The sequence below is a fragment of the Streptomyces sp. x-80 genome, assembly GCF_046549095.1.
Taxonomy (GTDB): domain Bacteria; phylum Actinomycetota; class Actinomycetes; order Streptomycetales; family Streptomycetaceae; genus Streptomyces; species Streptomyces celluloflavus.
Map to the genome: position 1 here is coordinate 203,300 of NZ_JAJPWM010000012.1, position 21,230 is coordinate 224,529.

15 protein-coding genes are annotated in these 21,230 nt (G+C 74.5%); 9 read left to right on the forward strand and 6 right to left on the reverse strand.

Going from position 1 to position 21,230, the window contains the following annotated elements; genetic code table 11:
- Positions 1 to 7 precede the first annotated feature (7 nt).
- On the reverse strand, positions 8 to 1,258 hold the full coding sequence (locus ACLJWH_RS24850) for an SAV2148 family HEPN domain-containing protein (RefSeq protein ID WP_411143943.1): 1,251 nt from the start codon (positions 1,256 to 1,258) through the stop codon (positions 8 to 10).
- A gap of 554 nt (positions 1,259 to 1,812) precedes the next feature.
- On the opposite strand from ACLJWH_RS24850, the gene glgX reads away from it, so the two are divergent.
- The 7 genes from glgX (at position 1,813) to ACLJWH_RS24885 (ending at position 14,897) form a co-directional block, all read left to right on the forward strand.
- On the forward strand, positions 1,813 to 4,023 hold the full coding sequence (glgX, locus tag ACLJWH_RS24855) for a glycogen debranching protein GlgX (RefSeq protein WP_411143944.1): 2,211 nt from the start codon (positions 1,813 to 1,815) through the stop codon (positions 4,021 to 4,023).
- A 100-nt stretch (positions 4,024 to 4,123) separates the two neighbouring features.
- Entirely contained in the window at positions 4,124 to 6,583 is a 2,460-nt protein-coding gene (gene treY / locus ACLJWH_RS24860) for a malto-oligosyltrehalose synthase (RefSeq protein ID WP_411143945.1), read from the forward strand.
- A 411-nt stretch (positions 6,584 to 6,994) separates the two neighbouring features.
- Entirely contained in the window at positions 6,995 to 9,061 is a 2,067-nt protein-coding gene (gene otr(A), locus ACLJWH_RS24865; protein ID WP_411143946.1) for a tetracycline resistance ribosomal protection protein Otr(A), read from the forward strand.
- Between the two features lie 511 nt (positions 9,062 to 9,572).
- On the forward strand, positions 9,573 to 11,387 hold the full coding sequence (gene treZ, locus ACLJWH_RS24870) for a malto-oligosyltrehalose trehalohydrolase (protein ID WP_411143947.1): 1,815 nt from the start codon (positions 9,573 to 9,575) through the stop codon (positions 11,385 to 11,387).
- Positions 11,388 to 11,512: 125 nt separating this feature from the next.
- Positions 11,513 to 13,150: a PucR family transcriptional regulator gene (locus ACLJWH_RS24875; protein ID WP_411143948.1), complete on the forward strand. Its 1,638-nt coding sequence runs from the start codon at positions 11,513 to 11,515 to the stop codon at positions 13,148 to 13,150.
- 116 nt (positions 13,151 to 13,266) lie between these two features.
- Positions 13,267 to 14,238 (forward strand): metallophosphoesterase family protein, encoded by a 972-nt coding sequence (locus ACLJWH_RS24880; protein WP_411143949.1) that lies wholly within the window; start codon positions 13,267 to 13,269, stop codon positions 14,236 to 14,238.
- The gene (locus tag ACLJWH_RS24885) at positions 14,235 to 14,897 is read left to right on the forward strand and encodes a 4'-phosphopantetheinyl transferase family protein (protein WP_411143950.1); all 663 of its coding nucleotides are present in this window, start codon (positions 14,235 to 14,237) and stop codon (positions 14,895 to 14,897) included. The genes ACLJWH_RS24880 and ACLJWH_RS24885 overlap by 4 nt, the downstream gene beginning before the upstream one ends.
- A gap of 111 nt (positions 14,898 to 15,008) precedes the next feature.
- Here the strand turns inward: ACLJWH_RS24885 and msrB are convergent, their stop codons facing one another.
- From msrB to ACLJWH_RS24905, 4 genes are all read right to left on the reverse strand, one after another.
- Positions 15,009 to 15,413 (reverse strand): peptide-methionine (R)-S-oxide reductase MsrB, encoded by a 405-nt coding sequence (msrB, locus tag ACLJWH_RS24890; RefSeq protein ID WP_411143951.1) that lies wholly within the window; start codon positions 15,411 to 15,413, stop codon positions 15,009 to 15,011.
- An 11-nt stretch (positions 15,414 to 15,424) separates the two neighbouring features.
- Positions 15,425 to 16,825 (reverse strand): UDP-N-acetylmuramate--L-alanine ligase, encoded by a 1,401-nt coding sequence (murC, locus tag ACLJWH_RS24895; RefSeq protein ID WP_411143952.1) that lies wholly within the window; start codon positions 16,823 to 16,825, stop codon positions 15,425 to 15,427.
- Between the two features lie 62 nt (positions 16,826 to 16,887).
- Positions 16,888 to 17,523: a response regulator gene (locus tag ACLJWH_RS24900; protein WP_411143953.1), complete on the reverse strand. Its 636-nt coding sequence runs from the start codon at positions 17,521 to 17,523 to the stop codon at positions 16,888 to 16,890.
- A complete protein-coding gene (locus ACLJWH_RS24905; protein ID WP_411143954.1) occupies positions 17,520 to 18,842 on the reverse strand; it encodes a sensor histidine kinase in 1,323 nt (440 codons plus the stop codon). The genes ACLJWH_RS24900 and ACLJWH_RS24905 overlap by 4 nt, the downstream gene beginning before the upstream one ends.
- A gap of 182 nt (positions 18,843 to 19,024) precedes the next feature.
- Between ACLJWH_RS24905 and ACLJWH_RS24910 the strand changes: the two genes are divergently transcribed.
- Together ACLJWH_RS24910 and ACLJWH_RS24915 are read left to right on the forward strand one after the other, a co-directional pair.
- Positions 19,025 to 20,095, forward strand: coding sequence for an ABC transporter permease (locus ACLJWH_RS24910; protein ID WP_411144020.1), 1,071 nt, complete (start codon positions 19,025 to 19,027; stop codon positions 20,093 to 20,095).
- Entirely contained in the window at positions 20,092 to 20,805 is a 714-nt protein-coding gene (locus ACLJWH_RS24915) for an ABC transporter ATP-binding protein (protein ID WP_411143955.1), read from the forward strand. Before ACLJWH_RS24910 ends, ACLJWH_RS24915 begins: the two co-directional genes overlap by 4 nt.
- Here the strand turns inward: ACLJWH_RS24915 and ACLJWH_RS24920 are convergent.
- The gene (locus ACLJWH_RS24920; RefSeq protein WP_411143956.1) at positions 20,750 to 21,229 is read right to left on the reverse strand and encodes an indole-3-glycerol phosphate synthase; all 480 of its coding nucleotides are present in this window, start codon (positions 21,227 to 21,229) and stop codon (positions 20,750 to 20,752) included. The two genes, ACLJWH_RS24915 and ACLJWH_RS24920, sit on opposite strands and share 56 nt — an antisense overlap.
- Between the last annotated feature and the right edge of the window lies 1 nt (position 21,230).

Consider the following 21,230-nt stretch of genomic DNA (forward strand, 5'->3'; position numbering starts at 1 on the left):
CCCGCCGCTACGACACCGGCCGCGAGTCGGCCCACTCGCTCTCGAATTCCTCGCGATACGTCTCGAAGAGGCCGTGCTCGCCGTCGCGCCCCGTATGGCCGTCCTGCCGGACCACCGCCCGGCCGCTGCCGCGCAGGACGAGGACCGGGGCCTCCATGCCACGGCTCTTGCGGAGGTAGGACTGGACGACGGCCAGGCCGTCGGGACCGTCGCCGTCGACGAGGTAGGCCGTGAAGCGCGGCGTCTCGTCGAAGACCTGGATCTCGAAGGCGCCCGGGTCGCGCAGCTGGGCCCGCACCCGCCGCATGTGCAGGATGTTCATCTCGATGGAGCGGCTCATCTCGCCCTTCTTCAGGCCGATTTCGCGCTCCCGGCGGCGGACCGCGCTGCTGGCGGGGTTGAGGAAGAGCAGCCGGACGCGGCAGCCGGACTCGGCGAGCCGTACCAGGCGGCGGCCGGAGTAGTTCTGGACGAGGAGGTTCAGCCCTATGCCCACGGCGTCGAGGCGGCGGGCGCCGCCGAAGAGGTCCTCCGCGGGGAGCTGGCGCTGGAGCCGCACCCGGTCGGAGTGGACGCCGACGACATCGGCGTAGCGGTCGCCGACGAGGTCCTCCACGGCGTCGATGGGGAGCCGGCCGGAGGTGCGGGTGCCGGTGCCGGAGCCCAATATGTCCAGCAGCCGGGCCGAGGCGCGCTCCGCCTGGGCCAGGACCGTTTCGGACAGCGCCCGGTTGCGGGAGACGATGTTGCGGGCGACCTCCAGCTCGTCCAGGGCCAGTTCGACATCGCGGCGGTCGTCGAAGTACGGCTCGAAGCAGGGCCAGTGCTGCACCATCAGCTCACGCAGCTGGGGCAGGGTCAGGAAGCTGACGATGTTGTCGTCGGCGGGGTCGAGGAGGTAACCCTTGCGGCGGCTGACCTCGCGGACGGCGACCGCGCGCTGCACCCACTCCTGGCCGGCGGGACCGGCCGCGGCGATGACCCATTCGTCGCCGTGCACCGGTTCGTAGACGGGGCGCAGGACGGCCGAGACGACGGCCCGCAGCCGCTGCTCGACGAGATTCAGCCAAATGTAGGCGCGGCCGGCCCGCCGGGCCCGAGTGCGGACCTCGGTCCAGGCGTCGGCACCCCAGTCGAGTTCGGCGCCGATCTCCAGGGGGCGCGCCACCGACACCGCGCCGGGCGGTGCGTCGGCGGAGCCGCCCTCATGGCCCTCGTGACCCTCGCCACCAGGGGGCAACTCCAGCCCGCCGCTCACCCGCCACCGCCTTCCGAACCCCCGTGCCAACGATCAAGGCAGACTACTGCGGCGCGGCAGGCGGTGCAGCAGGATGGATCGAGTCGGCTGCCAACTCCCCTTGCCCGTGGTGCCGGTTGCGCCCGGACCGTGCGGGCGGAGTGAGCGGATTCATAGCGGTGCCGCCACGCGGCACCCGCCGGGGGCCCCGCCGGTGGTCCGGCACCGGTTTCCGGCCCGCGCCGGCGGCCGGTGCGGGTGACGGACGGCACCCCACGCGAGGGGGTGGTCCACAGGCCCGCCGTTGACCCGGGTGCGGGCGCCCGCACCGGCGCCGGTCCGCGGCTGGCCGGATTGTCACTGGTGACCGGCTCGTATGTGCTGTAGGTGGGGATGGCCTTCGCCCGATCCCCCGGTAGGACGATCCGACATGGCGACAGATTGCCCACCTTTCAGCGAATATCTCGCGAAGGTCCCACTGTGTTCGAGAGGTTGGGGAAAGATTCCGATTCGGTCCGCGGACGCGTGTCGTGGAGTCGCCGCAGCCCCCGCCGAGAGAGTGGAAGAGTCTACGCATGCAGGTCTGGCCGGGACAGACGTATCCGCTGGGTGCCACCTATGACGGGGCGGGCACAAATTTCGCGGTGTTCTCCGAAGCCGCGAGACGTATCGAGCTGAGTCTGCTGCACGACGACGGTTCGGAGACCGCCGTCGAGCTGCGCGAGACCGACGCCTTCGTACGGCACGCCTATCTGCCGGGGGTGATGCCGGGGCAGCGCTACGGCTTCCGGGTGCACGGGCCGTACGAGCCGGAGCGCGGGCAGCGCTGCAATTCCGCGAAGCTGCTGCTGGACCCCTACGCGCGGGCGATGAGCGGCCGGATCGACTGGGACGAGGCGGTCTACGGCTACCACTTCGGCCGGCCGGAGACGCGCAACGACCTGGACTCGGCGCCGCACACCATGGCCTCGGTCGTCGTCAATCCGTACTTCGACTGGGGCGACGACCGCCCGCCGCGCACCGCGTACCACGAGACGGTGCTCTACGAGGCCCATGTGAAGGGCCTGACGATGTGCCATCCCGAGCTGCCGGAGGAGCTGCGCGGCACCTACGCGGCGCTGGCGCACCCCGCGATCCTCGACCATCTGACGAAGCTGGGGGTCACGGCCCTGGAGCTGATGCCGGTGCACCAGTTCGTCCAGGACCACCGACTGGTGGACGCGGGGCTGACGAACTACTGGGGCTACAACACCATCGGCTTCTTCGCCCCGCACAACGCCTACGCGTCCTGGGGCGACCGCGGGCAGCAGGTGCTGGAGTTCAAGACGGCGGTGCGGGCGCTGCACCGGGCCGGTATCGAGGTGATTCTCGATGTGGTCTACAACCACACCGCCGAGGGCAGCCATCTGGGTCCGACGCTGTCCTTCCGGGGCCTGGACAACGCCTCGTACTACCGGCTGTCGGACGACCGGCGCTACTACACGGACACCACCGGCACCGGGAACTCCCTGCTGATGCGCAGCCCACAGGTGCTGCAACTGGTGATGGACTCGCTGCGCTACTGGGTGCAGGAGATGCGGGTGGACGGCTTCCGGTTCGATCTGGCGGCGACGCTGGCCCGGCAGTTCCACGAGGTGGACCGGCTGTCGTCGTTCTTCGATCTGGTGCACCAGGATCCGGTCGTCAGTCAGGTGAAGCTGATCGCCGAGCCGTGGGACCTCGGGGAGGGCGGTTACCAGGTGGGGAACTTCCCGCCGCTGTGGACCGAGTGGAACGGGAAGTACCGGGACACCGTGCGGGACCTGTGGCGGGGCGAACCGCGCACCCTGGCGGAGTTCGGGTCGCGGCTGACCGGCTCCTCGGACCTCTACCAGGCCGACGGGCGGCGGCCGATCGCCTCGGTGAACTTCGTGACCTGCCACGACGGCTTCACGCTGCACGATCTGGTCGCGTACAACGAGAAGCACAACGAGGCCAACGGCGAGGACAACCGGGACGGCGAACGCTTCAACCGGTCGTGGAACTGCGGGACGGAGGGGCCGACCGACGACCCGTCGGTGCGGCGGCTGCGGGCCCGGCAGATGCGGAACTTCATCGCCACGCTGCTGTTGTCGCAGGGCGTGCCGATGCTCAGCCACGGCGACGAGTTCGGGCGCAGCCAGCGCGGCAACAACAACGCGTACTGCCAGGACAACGAGGTGTCCTGGGTGCGCTGGCCGGACCGGGCCACCGAAACGGCCGGTACCGATGAGGGCGAGGGAACCGACGGGACCGAAGAAGCCGACGGGGCCGGTGCGGCGGTGGCGGCGGACGAGGAGCAGGAGCTGCTGGAGTTCGTCCGGCAGCTGGTGTGGCTGCGCCGCGACCATCCGGTCTTCCGGCGCCGGCGGTTCTTCCAGGGCCATCCGGCGGAGGGCGCCTGTGACGAGCTGTCGGACATCGCGTGGTTCACCGCCGGCGGTGCGGAGATGGGGCCGCGCGACTGGCAGTCCGTGCACGCCAAATCGCTGACGGTCTTCCTCAACGGCAGTTCGATCTCCGAGCCGGGGCCGCGCGGCGAGCCGATCACCGACGACTCCTTCCTGCTGATGTTCAACGCGCACGAGCAGGAGGAGGAGTTCACGGTTCCGGCGCGGCACGGCCGGCAGTGGCAGGTCGTGGTGGACACCGACCGGCCGCGGGCCGCGGCGCGCGGCGGCGGTGCCAAGGTCAAGGCCGGTGACCGGCTGACGCTCTGCGGACGCAGCCTGCTGGTGCTCCAGCGGCCCTCCCCGCGGCCCGCGTAGTGGCCACGGCCAGGGCCCGCCGCGCGCACCGCCGCGGCGGCCCGGAGGAAACACCAACTCGAATGAAGCAACCAGCCGCCAGCGGGGTACGGGTGTTCCCATGACGCAGCCATCGAGTCCGTCACCGACCGCCACCTACCGGCTGCAACTCCAGCCGGACTTCCCGTTCTCCGCCGCCGCGGGGACCGTCCCGCATCTCGCCGCGCTGGGCGTCTCGCATCTGCATCTCTCCCCCGTGCTGGAGGCGGTCCCCCGCTCCCCGCACGGCTACGACGTGGTGGACCACGCGGCGGTACGGGCCGAACTGGGCGGCGAACGGGGACTGCGGGCCCTGGCCGCGACGGCCAAGGCGCACGGGCTCGGCCTGATCGTCGACATCGTGCCGAACCACATGGCCGTACCGGCGCCCATGTCGCTCAACGGGCCGCTGTGGGACGTACTGCAGAACGGCCCGGCGTCCCCGTACGCCCGGTGGTTCGACATCGACTGGGACGCCGGGCACGGCGGCCGGCTGCTGCTGCCGGTGCTCGGCGGGCGGCTCGGCGACGAGACGCGGCACTTCCGCGTCGCGGACGGGGTGCTGCGCTACCACGAGCACGCCTTCCCGCTGCGGCCCGGTACGGAGCGGCTGCCGCTGTCGCGGCTGCTGAACGCCCAGTGGTACCGCCTCGCCTGGTGGCGGCTGGCCCGCAGCGAGCTCAACTACCGCCGCTTCTTCACCGTTTCGGAGCTGATCGGCCTGCGCGTCGAGGACCCCGCGGTGTTCGAGGCGACGCACGGCACGGTGCTGCGGCTGGTCCGGGAGGGCGTCATCGACGGGCTGCGCGTCGACCATCCGGACGGCCTGGTGGACCCGGGCGGCTATCTGACCCGGCTGCGCGCGGCCACCGGCAACCGCTGGACGGTCGTGGAGAAGATCCTGACCGGCGACGAGCGGCTGCCGGCCGGCTGGGCCTGCGCGGGCACCACCGGCTACGACGCGCTGCGCCACATCGACGGGTTGTTCGTCTGCCCGCAGGGCGCCGGCCGGCTCTTCTCCCACTACCGCGACTTCGTCACCCCGCTGGCCGACGAGGGCGGCGACTGGGAGGAGACGGTGCGCCGGGCCGCGTACGAGGTCGTCACGGACCAGCTGGCCGCGGAGGTGGAGCGGCTGGTGCGGACCGCGGCACGGATCAGCGAACGCGTTCCGCACCCCGGCGACCACGCCCCCTGGGCACTGCGCCACGCGATCCGCGAACTCCTGGTGCGGCTGCCGGTCTACCGCCCGTACGCCGCGGAGCCGGACGTGGACCGGGCGGAGCAGGACGCGGCGATGCTCGGCGAGGCCGCGGTGCGGGCGCGTACCGCGTTCCGGGTGGCCGAGGAGGCGCACGCGGTGGATCTGGTCCGGGACCTGGCGCTCGGCCTGTTCGGGGACGGGCCGGACTGCGCCGAGTTCGCCGCGCGGTTCGCGCAGACCGCTTCCGCGCTGCACGCCAAGTCCGTGGAGGACACCGCCTTCTACCGCTATCCGGTGCTGCTGCCGGCCTGCGAGGTCGGCGGCGATCCCGGGGAGCCCGCGCTCGGCCCGGAGGCGTTCCACGCGTTCTGCGCCCGGACGCAGCGGGACTGGCCGACGACCGGGACGGTGCTCACCACGCACGACACCAAGCGCAGCGCCGATGTGCGGGCCCGGCTCGCGGTGCTGTCGGAGTGCCCGGACCGGTGGCGGGACGTGCTGGGCCAGGTGGCGGGCGGCGGCGGGACCGGGGCGGACGGTGCGGTCCCGGTGGACGCGATGGTGTCCTGGCTGGCCTGGCAGACCGCGTTCGGGCTGGGCCCGGCGGACGGCGGCCCGCCCGGGTCCGCCCGCGGCGCGGCGGCCACCGAGCGGGTGGCGGCCGCCGTCCTCAAGTCCGTACGGGAGGCCGGGCTGCGCACCTCCTGGACCGAGCGGAACGCGGCATACGAGGACGCCGTGGTGGAGTTCGTCCGCGGCGGCCCGTGCGGCCCGGCGGCCGGGCCGCTCACCGCGCTGGACGACGAACTCGCCCCGTTCGTCCGCGCCAATGTGCTGGGCGCGACGCTGTTGCACCTCACCATGCCGGGGGTGCCGGACGTCTACCAGGGCAGCGAACGGGAGTACACCGCGCTCGTCGACCCGGACAACCGGCGGCCCGCGCGGCTGCGGCCCGGACTCCTCGCGGAGCTGGACGGCGGGGCCGCGCCGCGCGATCTGTCCGGCGAGAAGCTGCGCCTGACGGCCGCGGCGCTGCGGCTGCGCCGGATGCACCCGCAGTGGTTCGGCGCCGACGCGTCCTACGCACCGCTGCACGCGGAGGGCCCGGCGGCCGAGCACTGCGTGGCCTTCTGCCGCAGCGGCCGGGCGGTGACGGTGGCGACCCGGCTGTCGCTGCGCCTGGTGGAGACCGGCGGCTGGTGGGACACGGCGCTGCGGCTGCCACCCGGCGGCCCGTGGCGCGATCTGCTGACCGGCCGCGAGGTGGCGGGCGGCGCGGTGGTGGGGGTGCGCGAGCTGCTGGAGCTGTCACCGGTGGCGCTGTTCGTGGCGGAGTGAGCGGCGCTCAGCCGACGGGCGGCGGGCCCCGTTCGTCACCCGCCGCGCGCGGCAGCCCGGTGAACGCGGCCGCCGCCCCGGTCGGTTCGACGCGGCAGAAGACGGTGATGTCGCGGTGCCGGGGCGGTTCGACGGGGACGGGACGCAGTCCAGGCCGGTGAGTTCACGGGCCGCGGTCAGGAGCACGCCGACACCCGCCGCGGCCATCCGTACGGCGGTGCGCCGAGGGGCCGCGGGCGGCAACCGGCGGCACGCGGGGACCGTCCGGCGGTAAATCGGTTGCGTCCCCGTGACCGCCTGACACCATGCCCGGGTACGTATCACCGTGACCTCAGGAGCACCGCATGCGCCGAAACCTCCGAATTACTCAGCGCCCCTTCCGGACGACAGTATTCGAGGTCTCGACCGCCCATGCAGCCCCGTCACACCACCCCGCGCGCCGCCGATCACCGCGCTGACGCCCCCGCCCGGCCGCACACCCCCGGCACGGGCACCCGCCACGACACCCGCGACGCGGGCGGCGCCCGCCGCGTCCGGCACACCCTGAACATCGGGATTCTCGCCCACGTCGACGCGGGCAAGACCAGCCTCACCGAACGGCTGCTCTTCGACACCGGCGCCATCGACCGTCTCGGCAGTGTGGACGGCGGTGACACCCGTACGGACACCGGCGAGCTGGAGCGGCGGCGCGGCATCACGATCCGCTCGGCCGTCGCCTCCTTCACCGTCGGCGACAGCCAGGTCAATCTCATCGACACCCCCGGGCACTCCGACTTCATCGCCGAGGTCGAACGCGCCCTGGGCGTGCTCGACGGCGCCGTGCTGCTGCTGTCCGCGGTGGAGGGCGTGCAGGCCAGGACGCGAGTGCTGATGAAGACGTTGCGGCGGCTGCGGCTGCCGACGCTGCTCTTCGTCAACAAGGTCGACCGGATGGGGGCCCGGAGCGACGCGCTGCTGGCGGACATCCGCCGCACCCTCGCCCCGGTCGCCGTCCCGATGACGGACGTCGCGGACCTCGGCACGCCACGGGCGCGGGTGACGGTCCGCGCACTGGACGATCCGGCGGTCCGCGACCGGCTCGCCGAGACGGTCGCGGAGGCGGACGAGACGGTCCTGGCACGCCTGGTCGACGGGCCGCCGCCGACCGCGGAGCTGCTGCGCACCGCGCTGGCCGCCCGGACCGCCGACGCCACCGTGTACCCGGTGTACTTCGGCTCGGCCCTCGGCGGGCAGGGCGTCGGCGCGCTCGTCGAGGGCATGGTCCGGCTGATCCCGCCCGCCGCGGTGGGCACCGGCAGCGCACCGTACGGCACGGTGTTCGCCGTCCAGCAGCCGCCGAACGGTGAGCGAACGGCCCATGTCCGGCTGTTCCAGGGGCAGTTGCGGGCCCGGCAGCAGATCGCGCTGCACCGCCGCACGGCGGACGGCGCGCACACCGCGCTGACCGGCCGGATCACCTCGCTCGACGTCATCGGCCGGGAGCCCGGCACCGACGGGCCGCTCACCGCGGGCAATATCGCGGTGCTGCGCGGGGTGCCCGGTATCCGTACCGGCGACCGCCTGGGGCCGGTGGGGGACGGCGCGCCCACCGGCCCGGCCGCCCACGGGCCCGCCGGGGCGGCCCTGTTCCCCGCCCCCACCCTGGAGAGTCTCGTCCGCGCCCGGCACCCCGCGCGCGCCGCCGCCCTGCGCGCGGCGCTGCTGGCGCTGGCCGACCAGGACCCGCTGCTGCACGTCCGCCCCACGCCCGACGGCGCGACCTCGGTGCTGCTGCACGGCGAGGTCCAGAAGCAGATCATCGCCGCCACCCTCGCCGACGAGTACGGCGTCGAGGCCGACTTCGCGCCGAGCCGGGTGGTGTGTGTGGAGCGCCCGGCCGGGGTCGGCGAGGCGTGCCACGAGATCGCCAGGAGGAACCACACCGGGCCGTGGGCCACGGTCGGCCTGCGCGTCGAGCCGGGGCCGCGCGACTCGGGGCCGGTCTTCGCCTACGAGACCGAACTGGGCGCGCTCCCGCACGGCTTCCACCAGGCCGTCGAGGAGACCGTCCTGGCGACGCTGCGGGACGGGCCGCACGGCCGGGCGGTGACCGACTGCCGTGTCGTACTGACCCGTTCCGGCTTCGTCGGGCCGGTCAGCACGGCCGGGCACTTCCGTACGGTGACCGCCGACGTGCTGCGGCGGGCGCTGCACCGGGCCGGGACCCGGGTCCACGAGCCGTATCACGCCTTCGAGGCCGAGCTGCCGCTCGACGCGCTCGCCCCGGTCACCGCCCGGCTCGCCGCGCTGGGCGCGGAGCTCGGCGAGGCGTCCGGCGGGCGGCACTCCTGGCTGCTCAGCGGCGCGCTCGCGGCCCGTCATGTCCCGGAGATCGAGGGGCTGTTGCCCGGACTGACGCACGGCGAAGGGGTGTGGACGTCCCACCCTTCGGGCGACCGCCCGCTGCGCGGGAGGGCCGCGGCGGACCTGGCGCGCTGAGCACCCTGCGGGGCGTCCCCCGGGGCGCCCGCCCTCGGCCCGCCGGCCGTCCACATTCGCCGCGGCAAGGGCGAGTCGGGTGTGCGGATGAGTTCCGTCCGCCGCGGGAAGGCGGTCCGGGACGGCCGCCCCGGTGCCGCGCCGTCGTGCGGCGGGCCGGGGCGCGTTCCCGGCGGGCATGCGACGGGCGCGCCGCTCACGCGGGGAGCTCCGGCGAGGTCGTATCGGTGAGTTCCCGGGCCCCGCGAGCCGGTGTCCACCACGGCCGGTCCAGGGGCAGGGGGGCGGGCGCGCCCGAGGGCCCGCGGCGCGGTCCCGCCGGGACCGCTCGGCGGGCCGGTCCGGCACCGGCCGCCGCGTCGGGCTGTCCGGCGGCGCGGCGGCGTGCTTTCTTCGGGGGACGGGTAACAGGGGCCACGGGCCGGGCGGCGGACCCGGCACCGGGAGCGGACCGAGGACGAAGACCGAAGACGAAGACCGAAGACGGAACCGAGGACGAAGGAGGACAGCCGTGCTGTTCGAGGTGTGGGCGCCGGACGCCCTGCGGGTCGGACTCCAGTGGGCGGGCGGCCGGTCGGGCGAACCGGTGGTCCCGATGGAGCGGGATGCCGCCCGCGCGGGCTGGTGGCGCGCCGAGGTGCCGGCCCGCGACGGCGACCGCTACGCGTTCCGGCTCGACGGCGGACCGCCGCTGCCCGATCCGCGCGCCGCCCGTCTGCCGGACGGGCCCGGCGGTCCGGGCGCGGTCGTCGACCACGGCCGCTTCACCTGGCGGCATCCGTGGCCCGGCCGCCCGCTGCCCGGTGCGGTCCTCTACGAACTGCACATCGGTACGTTCACCCCAGAGGGCACCTTCGACGCCGCCGCCGAGCGGCTGGCGCACCTCGCCGCGCTGGGGATCACCCATGTCTCCCTGATGCCGGTCTGCCCGTTCCCCGGCACCCACGGCTGGGGGTACGACGGCGTCGCGCCGTGGGCGGTGCACGAGCCGTACGGCGGGCCCGACGGGCTGAAGCGGTTCGTGGACGCCGCGCACGGCCACGGTCTGGGGGTCGTGCTCGACGTGGTGCACAACCACCTCGGCCCGTCCGGCAACTGCCTCCCGGCGTTCGGGCCGTACTTCACCGACACGCACCGCACGCCGTGGGGCGCGGCCGTCAACCTGGATGCCCCCGGCTCGGACGAGGTGCGCGGCTATCTCGTCGGCAGCGCGCTCGGCTGGCTGCGCCACTACCGGCTGGACGGGCTGCGGCTGGACGCCGTCCACGCGCTGCACGACGGCCGGGCGCGGCACTTCCTGGCGGAGCTGTCCGCGGCCGTGGACGCGCTCGCCGGGCAGCTGGGACGCCCGCTCTTCCTGATCGGCGAGTCCGACCGCAACGACCCGCGCACCACCGCGCCCCGCGCACACGGCGGGCACGGTCTGCACGCGCAGTGGAACGACGACGTCCACCACGCCCTGCACACCGCGCTCACCGGCGAATCCCACGGCTATTACGCCGATTTCGCCCGCGCTCCGCTGGCCGCCGTCGCCAAGACGCTGACCGGCGGCTTCTTCCACGACGGTACGTACTCCAGCTTCCGCGGCCGCACCCACGGCGACCGGCTCGACCTGCGGACCACGCCCGCGCACAGGCTGCTGGCCTACGCCCAGACCCATGACCAGATCGGCAACCGGGCGCGCGGCGACCGGCTCGCCGCCGGGCTCTCCCCCGGGCTGCTGGCCTGCGCCGCCGCGCTGGTGCTGGGCTCGCCGTTCACCCCGATGCTGTTCATGGGCGAGGAGTGGGGGGCCCGGACGCCGTGGCAGTACTTCACCGACCACCCGGATCCCGAGCTGGCCGAGGCGGTGCGGTCCGGCCGGCGCCGCGAGTTCGCCGCCCACGAACGCGCGGTGCGGGGCGCGAGCGGTGGCGGGGCGGCGGGTGACGACCCGCCGGGTGACCCGTCGGACGGCTGGCCCGATCCCCAGGACCCGGCCACCCGCGACCGCTCCGTCCTGGACTGGGCCGAGCCTGCCACCGAACCCCATACCGCGCTGCTGGCCTGGCACCGGACCCTGCTCGCACTGCGTCACACGACCCCCGCGCTGACCGATCCTGACCCGTCCGCCACCCGGGTCACCTACGACGAGCGGGCCCGCTGGCTGCTGTTGCGGCGCGGTCCGGTCCGGGTGGCGGTCAACCTGGCGTCGCGGGCCACCGCCGCCGTCCCGGTCGGCGCCACGGGCCTGCGCCCACTGGCGGCCTGGCCGGCGCCGTGTCTCCCCGGCGACGACGGGGTGCTGTGGCTGCCCCCGGAGTCGGCGGTCGTGCTCGGACCCTGACGGGAGTCGTGCTCGGACCCCGACGGGAGGGGAAGAGGCATGGAAGGGGACACGGACCTGGGTGCCGTCCCCCGAATCGATCGCCTGATCGTCCACCGGACCGGCAGGTGATGGACACTGTGTCCATGCCGCTGCGTATCTCCGACCTGCTCGTCCGGCCCGACCTCGGCCTGTCGGTCACCTACGACGTGCCGCCCGCCCTGCTGGCCCGCCGGGTCGAGGCGGCGACCGTCTCGGACCTGCCGGCCCCGGGGAAGTGGCTGCAAGGCGGTGAACTCCTGATGACCATCGGCCTGTTGCTGCCGGCGGACGCGGCCGCATGCCGGGCGTACGTACGGGACGTGGCCGCGGGCGGGGCGGCGTGTCTGGCGCTCGGGCTCGGTCAGGGGCTGCCGTACCAGGAGGCGCCCGAGCCGCTGGTGACGGCCGCCCGCGAGGCGGGGCTGCCGCTGCTGACGGTGCCGGACGAGGTGCCGTTCATCGCGGTCACCAAGGCGGTCTTCGACGCGCGGGCGAACGAGCAGCGCGAGGTGCTGCACCGGGCGTTCGCGACCCAGCGGCGGCTGACGGCCGCGGCGACCGGCGACGGGCTGCGGCCGATGCTGGCGGAGTGGACGGCCGCCACCGGGGTCGGCGCGACGGTCCTCGACCCGCTGGGCCGGCTGCTCGCGGCGGGCGACCGGGAGGCTCCCGCGCCGCCCCCGGAGGCCCGCGACCTGATCGAACGGGTGGCCGCGCGCGGGCTGCGCGGCAGCGCGGCCGGCACTACCGCGGGCCGCCGGCTGGAGGTGCAGCCGCTCGGCGCCCGGCGGCTGCGCGGTCTGCTGCTGCTCACCGGCCGCCCGGACGCCGCGGCCCGTTCGGTCGTCCCCGGCCTGGTCTCGCTGCTCTCGCTGGAGCTGGAGCGGCGGCATCTGCGCGACGAACCGGAGCGCCGCCGCCGCTCGGCGCTGCTCTCGGAGCTGCTGGCGGACGACCAGCCGTCGGCGGAGCGGGCCGGCGACCTGCTCGCCTCGGCCGGGCTGACCGCGGAGCGGGTACGGGCCGTCGTGGTGGAGACGGCGTGCGGACCGGGGGGCGCCGCGTGGGCCGGGGCCGGGGAGGGCGCCGCGCAGGAGATGGCCGCCGATCTGGCGCTGGCGATGCCCGGCGGTCTGGTGCGGGTGACGGACGCCGGACTCGTCGAGGCGGTGGTCGGCGAGGACCTGGACATCCGCGAGGTGCTCGGCCGGTTCGCCGCGCGCTGCCCGGCCGGTATCGGCCCGGCCACCGGCCCCGAGACGGTCCGGGTGTCGCTGCGCCAGGCTGCCGGGCTGCTCGCCGTCAGCCGGGCCGGCGGCCGGCCGGCCGAGGCCCGGCAGAGCGAGGCCAGCCGGCTGCTGCTCGACCTGGGCGACCGCCACACCCTGCACGGCTACGCCGACACCGTGCTCGGCCCGCTCGATCTCGCCGAGAACGGCGAGGAGTTGGTGGCCACCCTGGCGGCCTGGCTGGAGAGCGGCGGGGCCTGGGACGCCACCAGCCGACGGCTCGGCGTGCACCGCCACACCGTACGCAACCGCCTCGACAAGGCCATGGACCTCACCGGCCGCCGCCTCGACGACCCCGACGACCGCTTCGACCTCTGGCTCGCCACCCGTATCCGCGGTGGCGGCACCCCCGCGCCAGGCGCCCCCGACACGCCCGCACCGGACGCCCTCGGCGCCCCTGGTAACCCCGGTCACCTGATCGCGCCGCCGCACGGGACACCGCGCGCCCGGTAGAACCGGCGGCCGGGCGCCGGTCCGGGGCTCCCGCTCCCCTCGCCCGGGTCCTCCGCCACGGCCCCGCTCTCCTCCCGCCCTTCACTCTCGCCCCGGCAGCGTCTTTACTTTCGAGCGTGACCTACGAGATCCGCGTACCACCCACCGCCGCCCGCTCCGCCCCGCCCGCCACCGGATCCGCCGCGCCACCGCGCCCGCCACAGAGCCCGCCGCCCGCCGGGGCGCCGCGGCGCGGCAAGCTGGTGGCCGTCAGCGATCTGCACGTCCGGTACGAGGAGAACCGCGAGATCGTCGAGCGGCTGCGGCCGGAGTCCGACGACGACTGGCTGCTGATCGCCGGGGACCTCGGCGAGTACGTCGCCGATATCCGCTGGGCCCTGACCCTGCTCAGCAGCCGCTTCGCCACCGTGGTGTGGGCGCCGGGCAACCATGAGCTGTGGACGCCGAACGGCGATCCCGTGCAGCTGCGCGGCGTCGCCCGGTACGAGCATCTGGTGGCGATCTGCCGGGAGTTGGGGGTGCTCACGCCCGAGGACCCCTACCCGGTGTGGGAGGGCGCGGGCGGCCCGGTCGCCATCGCGCCCCTCTTCCTGCTCTACGACTACACGTTCCGGCCGCCGGGCGTGTACTCCAAGGAGGCGGCGCTCGCCGTTGCCGAGGAGGCCGGGGTGGTGTGCACCGACGAGTTCTTCCTGCACCCGGACCCGTATCCGACGCGGGAGGCGTGGTGCCGCGCCCGGGTGGCCGCCACCGAGGCCAGACTCGCCGCCGTACCGGAGGAGTTGCCCACCGTGCTCGTCAACCACTTCCCGCTGGTGCGCGAACCCACCAGGCCGCTGTGGCACCCGGAGTTCGCGCTGTGGTGCGGGACGACGGCGACCGCCGACTGGCCGCGCCGCTTCCGGGCCGCCACCGTCGTCTACGGCCATCTGCACATCCCCCGGCTGCTGATGTGCGACGGCGTGCCCCATCAGGAGGTGTCGCTGGGCTACCCCAGGGAGTGGCGGCGCCGCTCCGGCACACCGGGCCGGCCGGTCCAGATCCTCCCCGCCACGGACACCCTCGGAACGACCGGGAGCCCCGCATGATCGACCGACTGCTGCCCGCGCCGATCGTGACCGCGGAGGCGTTCCACGACGACCCGCTGTCGGCGATGTTCCCCGAGGAGCGGGAGCTGGTGGCCCGTGCGGTCCCCCAGCGGCAGAAGGAGTTCGGCACCGTGCGCGGCTGTGCGCGCGACGCCCTGGCCCAGCTCGGTTTCGCCCCCGCGCCGATCCTGCCCGGCCCCGGCCGGGCGCCCCGCTGGCCGGCCGGCGTCGTCGGCGCGATGACGCACTGCGACGGCTACCGCGCCGCCGCGGTGGCCCGGTCCACGCAGGTGGTGACGATCGGGCTGGACGCGGAGCCCAACGAGCCGGTGGCCGATCCCGGGGTGGTGGACCTCGTCACCCGGCCCGAGGAGCGCGCGCAGTTCCCCCGGCTGGCCGCCGCGCACCCCGAGGTCTGCTGGGACCGGCTGGTGTTCAGCGCCAAGGAGAGCGTCTACAAGGCGTGGTACCCGCTCACCGGCCGCTGGCTGGACTTCGAGGAGGCGAGCCTCACCCTCGATCCGGCGACCGCCACCTTCACCGCCCGCCTCCTCGTACCGGGCCCCGTCGTGGCGGGCACCCGGCTCACCGAGTTCACCGGCCGCTGGCTGATCGACAAGGGGCTGGTGGTGACGGCGATAGCGGTACCGGCGGAGTGAGACGGGGCACGGGGCGCGGCCGGACGGGTGGTCCGCCCGCGCCCCGCGGCCCCGGCCGCAGGGTCGGTGGCGGTACCGGTGGCCGGGGCGCCGGTGGTCAGCCGTGAACCGTCAGCCGTCGGACGTCAGCCGCAGCGAGATGCTGTTGATGCAGTACCGCTGATCCGTAGGAGTCGGATACCCCTCGCCCTCGAACACATGCCCCAGGTGCGAACCGCACCGAGCACACCGCACCTCGGTGCGGGCCATGCCGTGGGAGCGGTCCTCCAGGAGTTCCACGGCGGCGGAGTCCTTCGGGTCGTAGAAGGACGGCCAGCCGCAGTGGCTCTCGAACTTGGTGTCGGAGCGGAACAGCTCGGCGCCGCAGGCCCGGCAGGAGTAGACGCCTTCGGCCTTGGTGTCGGTGTATTCGCCGGCGTAGGCGGGCTCCGTGCCTGCCTGGCGCAGTACCTGGTACTCCGCCGGGGTCAGCTCGGCGCGCCACTGCTCGTCCGGCTTGTCGATCTCGTACGACATCTGCGGTCTCCTCAGCTCTCCAGGCGCGAGAGGATCGCGGGACCGAGGTCGGTCACATCGCCCGCGCCCATCGTGAGAACAAGGTCGCCGGGCTTCGCCATTCCGGCGATGGCGTCGGGGACGGCGGTCCGGTCGGGCGCGGCGGTGACATCGGCGCCCGCGTCGCGCGCCGCGTCGATGATCAGGGTGCTGGTGATGCCCGGGATCGGGTCCTCGCGGGCGGGGTAGATGTCCAGCACCACGGAGGCGTCGGCGAGGGCGAGTGCCTGGCCCATCTCCGTGCCGAGCTCCTGGGTGCGGGAGAAGAGGTGCGGCTGGAAGACGACCAGGACGCGGGCGTTCTCCCCGGCCGCGCCGCGGATGGCTTCCAGGTCGGCGGTCATCTCGGTGGGGTGGTGCGCGTAGGAGTCGATGACCTGCACTCCGGCCGCCTCGCCGATGAGCTGGAGGCGGCGCTTGACACCGGTGTAGGTGCCGAGCGCGGAGGCGAGGTTGTGCGGCGGCAGGCCGAGGGCGACACCCGCGGCGAGGGCGGCGACGGCGTTGTGGGCGTAGTGCCGGCCGGGGACGGAGACGGTGAAGGTGAGGATCTTGCCGCTGCTGAGGACGACGGTGACGTCGCTGGTCAGGCCGCGCGGGTTGACCTTGAGGATGCGGACGTCGGCGTCCGCGGACTCGCCGTAGGTGACGACCTCGATGTCGTGCCGCCCGGAGATCCTGGCGGTCAGCTCGCGGGCGCCGGCGTGGTCGGCGGCGATGACGAGGGTGCCGCCGGGCCGGATGCGGCCGACGAAGGTCTCGAAGGACGCGTAGATCTCGTCCATCGAGGCGTAGTTGGCGTGGTGGTCCAGTTCGACGTTGAGGACGATGGCGACCTCGGGCGCGTACTTGTGGAAGCTGCGGTCGCTCTCGTCGGCCTCGGCGACGAAGATCTCGCCGGCGCCGTGCTCGGCGTTGGAGCCCGGGGCGTCCAGGTCGCCGCCGATGGCGTACGAGGGCTGGAGGCCGAGCGCGCCGAGGGAGACGGCGAGCATCGAGGTCGTGGTCGTCTTGCCGTGGGTGCCCGCGACCGCGATGGGACGCAGGCCGTCCATCAGGGAGGCGAGCGCGTCGGAGCGGTGCACGACGGGGACGCCGCGCGCGTGGGCGGCGGCCAGCTCCGGGTTGTCGGCGCGGATCGCGGAGGAGACGACGACGCTGGTGGCGTCCTCGGCGAGGTGGGACGCGGCGTGGCCGAGGTGGACCGTGACGCCGAGGGCGCGCAGGGCCTGGGCGGTCGCGGAGTCCTTGGCGTCGCTGCCCGCCACTTGGGCGCCGCGCTGCGCGAGGATCTTCGCGATGCCCGACATGCCGGCGCCGCCGATACCGATGAAGTGCGGCCGGTCCATCGAGGCTGGGATGGCGGGTGCCATGGGCGGTTCTCCCTGATCGTCGCGAGCGGTGGTGCTGCCGACGATTCTCGCACCCGCCACTGTCAGCGGCGGATCAGCCCTTGTGCGGTGGCGGCGGCCACCGCGGACGTGCGGGAATCGACCCCCAGCTTGGCGTAGATGTGCACGAGGTGGGATTTGACGGTGGCCTGGCTGAGGAAGAGCTGTTTGCTGATCCGCGCGTTGGACAGGCCGTCGGCGACGAGTTGCAGGACCTCGGTCTCGCGGCGCGAGAGCGCGGTCGCGGGGGTGCGCAGCCGGTCCATCAGGCGCAGCGCGATGGTGGGCGCGAGCGCGGACTTCCCGGCGGCGGCGGTGCGCACGGCCGCGGCCAGCTCCTCCGGCGGGGCGTCCTTGAGGAGGTAGCCGGTGGCGCCCGCCTCGATGGCGGCGAGGATGTCGGCGTCGGTGTCGTAGGTGGTCAGGACCAGTACCCGGGGGGCGCCGTCGCGGGCGGTGATGGCGGCGGTGGCCTGCGAGCCGAGCATCCGGCCGCCGAACTGGAGGTCCATCAGGACCACGTCCACGTCGAGCCGCGCGGCAAGCTCGACGGCCTGTTCCGCGGTGGGGACATCGGTGACGATCTCGAAGTCCGGTTCGGTCTCCAGGACGGCGCGCAGCCCGGCGCGGACGACGGGATGGTCATCGGCGAGCAGCAGCCGGATGGGGGTGTCGGTCACGTGGCGGACCCCTTGGCGGTGTCGGTGCGGGGGCCGGGAACGCCCGGCGGGGGCCCGGACAGCCGAGCGGGCGGTACGGCGGCACGGCCGGCGGCGTCCGGTGCCCCGGCGCCGTCCGGCGCGGTGGCGGCCGGGCAGGGCAGGGTGACGGCGACGGCGGTGCCCTCGCCGGGGGCGGATTCCACGACGAGGGTGCCGTGCAGCGCGCGGGCGCGGGCGCGCATCGCGGCCAGTCCGAAGCCGGTGCCGGTGACCGCGGCGGAGCCGGGTGCGGGGACCTCCGCGGGGACGAAGCCGGCGCCGTCGTCCACGATGTCGAGGGCGACCTCGGTGTCCATGTAGCTGAGGGTCAGCTCGACGCGGTCCGCGGCGGCGTGCTGGACGGTGTTGGCGAGCGCGGACTGGGCGATCCGCAGCAGGGCGACCTCCTGCGGGGTGGGCAGGGCGGTGGGGACGCCGGAGACCTGGCAGTGCACGGTGAGGCCGGCGGCGCGGGCGGTGGTGGCGCCCAGCCGCTCCAGGGCGGCGGGCAGCGAGCCGGTCTCCAGGTCGGGCGGGCTGAGCGCGCGGACGAACCGCCGGGCCTCGGCGAGGTTGTCGACGGCCGCCCGGCGGGCCTGGCGGACATGGCCGAGGGCGCTCTCGGGCCGCTGCGGAATCGCCCGCTCGGCGGCCCGCAGCAGGAGCTGGATGCTGGACAGACCCTGCGCGAGGGTGTCGTGGATCTCCCGGGCCAGCCGTTCGCGCTCGGCGAGCACCCCGGCGGCGTGTTCGGCGGCGGCCAGTTCGCTGCGGGCGGCGGTCAGCTCCTCGATGAGGCGGCGGCGCTGTTCGCTCTCGCGGTAGAGCGCCTGGTAGCCGAGGACGACGGCGACCGCGACGGCGGCGCCCAGCCCGGGGCCGATGACCGTACCGACGCTGAGGGTGTGGGTGTGCCACCCGAAGCCGGCGACGGCGGTCACGGTGGTGGCCGCGACGGCGGGCAGCGCCCAGCGCAGCGGCAGCAGGTGCAGCTGGACGAAGAAGAGCGGGAACGCCAGCCAGACGCCGTCCTGGGTGAGGGCCAGCAGCACCATCCACAGGAGCGCCACGGCCGACAGCCAGAGGGCCGCGGCGGGGGTGGAGGTGCGCAGCCGGGGCAGTGCGGGGCCGGTGACGTACACGGCGAAGAGGAGGACCGCGGCGGCGATCACGGCCGGTGCGTACGGGGCATCGCCGGCGACCGCCCGGACGGCGGCGAGCGCGAGGAGCGCGGCCACCATCAGGTGCAGGCAGGTACGCAGCACACGCAGGACGGGGGTGAGGGAGTGATCGGTCACGGCTTCTTCAGGCTAAGGGCCGCGCGGGGCCGCGGCATCCATCGAAAGGTGGAGGGCGGGCTCCGCCTTTCGATCCCGGCGGACCACTCCCCGGCGCGATGCCCGCACCCCCGCCCGGAGGCGACGGTGGGAGCAGCCGCCGGGCAGTGGGCCCGGCGCCGGAACCGAGGATGGCAGAGCCTGTGTTCGTCGCCTGGAGAGACCTGGGATTCGCCAAGGGCAGATTCGCCCTGATGGGCAGCGTCATCGTGCTGATCACGGTGCTGGTCGGTCTGCTGTCGGGGCTGACCGCCGGCCTGGGCCGGGAGAACACCTCCGCGATCACCGCGCTCCCCGCCGACCATCTGGTGTTCTCAGCGCCCGCCGAGGGCGGCAAGGTCTCCTTCACCGACTCGCGGCTGCCGGAGGCGACGGTGCGGGACTGGTCGCGGGTGCCGGGAGTACGGAGCGCGGAGCCGCTGGGGATCGCCACGACGAAGGCGGAGGCGGGCCGCCGGACGGCCGCGGTGTCCGCGTTCGGGGTGCGGCCCGGGTCGCCGCTGGCGCCGGCCGGTGCCGCGCTCGGGGACGGCGAGGCGGTGCTGTCCGCGAAGGCCGCCACGTCCCTGGGGGTGGCGGCCGGTGGCTCGCTCTCGCTGGGCGGCCGGACGGTCCGGGTCACGGCGGTGTCGGGCGCGGCGATGTACAGCCATACGCCTGTGGTCTGGGTCTCCCTCGACAGCTGGCGCAAGCTGCCCGGCGGCGCGGGCGGCGCGACCGTGCTCGCCCTGTCCACCACCGGGACGCCCGCCCTGGCGGACGCCGACAAGAAGCTCGGCACCGCGACCGTGACGGCCGACGACGCGCTGACGGCCATCGGCTCGTACAGCGCGGAGCACGGTTCGCTGCAACTGATGCGCGGTTTCCTGTTCGCCATCTCCGCGCTGGTCATCGGCGCGTTCTTCACGGTGTGGACGATCCAGCGCAGCGGCGATGTCGCGGTGCTGAAGGCGCTGGGCGCCTCGACCGGCTATCTGCTGCGCGATGCGCTGGGCCAGGCCGTGGTGCTGCTGGTGATCGGCACCGGCCTGGGGACCGCCGTCGCGGCCGGGGTGGGCGCCGCGGTCGGCGGCACCGTGCCGTTCGTGCTGGACCCGGCCACCGTCCTGATCCCGGCCCTGATCATGATCGCGCTCGGTGCCGTCGGCGCCGCGCTGTCCATCCGCCGCATCACGTCCGTAGACCCGCTGACCGCCCTGGGAAGTGCCCGATGAGCCTGGAACTGACCGATGTCACCCTCACCTACCCCGACGGCGACGCGCGGCTGACCGCGCTGGACGGCGTCTCGCTCACCGTCCCGGCCGGCAGCATGACCGCGGTGATCGGCCCGTCCGGCTCCGGCAAGTCCAGCTTGCTGGCGGTGGCCGCGACGCTGATCACGCCGGACCGCGGCCGGGTGGTGATCGACGGCCGGGACACCGCGGGGCTGGGCCGCGCCGCACTGACGGCGCTGCGCCGCACCACCATCGGCACGGTCTTCCAGCAGCCGAACCTGCTGCCGTCCCTGACGGCCGCCGAGCAGCTCCAGGTCATGGCGCACCTGGACGGCCGGTCGCCCCGCACGGCCCGGCCGCGGGCGCTGGAGCTGCTGGCGGCGGTCGGTCTGGCAGAGCGGGCCGACCGCCGCCCGCACCAGCTGTCGGGCGGTCAGCGGCAGCGGATCAACATCGCGCGGGCGCTGATGAACGAGCCGGCGGTCCTCCTGGTGGACGAGCCGACCAGTGCGCTGGACCACGAGCGCGGCGCGGCCGTGCTGGACCTGCTCACCACGCTCACCCACCAGCGCGCGACCGCGACGGTGCTGGTCACCCACGGCCGTTCCCATCTGGACGCGGTGGACGAGGTCGTGGAGGTGCTGGACGGACGGCTCAGCTCACCGCGGGACCATCCGCCGGTTCGTCGTCCGCGTGCGAGAACAGCTTGAGGACCGGCACGCCGACCTTGTGCCGGGCGCGGGAGGCCCAGTCGCGGTGGAAGAACTCCTCGACGAAGTGCGGGGTGGTCAGCACGATCACCTCGTCCGCGCCCGTCTCGTCGACGACGGACCGCAGCAGGTCGAGCGGGTGGTCCTCGACCACCTGCCCGACGGCTTGCGCGCCCGTGTCGCGCAGCGCCGCCAGAGTGTGCGCCAGCGCGGCTTCGGCGGGGTGCGCCGCCCGTGCGCCCTCCGGCTCCCCGCCCTCCCGTACGGCCTCGTCGAACTCGCCGAGGGCGACGTCGTCGATCGCCCGCAGCAGGATGTCCTGCTTGCCGCGCGGCTGCATGAGGACGACGAAGGAGACCTGGTCGTCGCCGTGCAAAGTGGTCACAAACTCGACGTCGGCGGGCGTCAGAGGCTTCTCGATCATC

Bases quoted from the DNA above. Each gene is read 5' to 3' on its own strand.
- glgX (WP_411143944.1), top strand. From the start codon at position 1,813: ATGCAGGTCTGGCCGGGACAGACGTATCCGCTGGGTGCCACCTATGAC.
- treY (WP_411143945.1), top strand. From the start codon at position 4,124: ATGACGCAGCCATCGAGTCCGTCACCGACCGCCACCTACCGGCTGCAA.
- ACLJWH_RS24875 (WP_411143948.1), top strand. From the start codon at position 11,513: ATGCCGCTGCGTATCTCCGACCTGCTCGTCCGGCCCGACCTCGGCCTG.
- ACLJWH_RS24885 (WP_411143950.1), top strand. From the start codon at position 14,235: ATGATCGACCGACTGCTGCCCGCGCCGATCGTGACCGCGGAGGCGTTC.
- msrB (WP_411143951.1), bottom strand. From the start codon at position 15,413: ATGTCGTACGAGATCGACAAGCCGGACGAGCAGTGGCGCGCCGAGCTG.
- murC (WP_411143952.1), bottom strand. From the start codon at position 16,825: ATGGCACCCGCCATCCCAGCCTCGATGGACCGGCCGCACTTCATCGGT.
- ACLJWH_RS24915 (WP_411143955.1), top strand. From the start codon at position 20,092: ATGAGCCTGGAACTGACCGATGTCACCCTCACCTACCCCGACGGCGAC.
- ACLJWH_RS24920 (WP_411143956.1), bottom strand. From the start codon at position 21,229: ATGATCGAGAAGCCTCTGACGCCCGCCGACGTCGAGTTTGTGACCACT.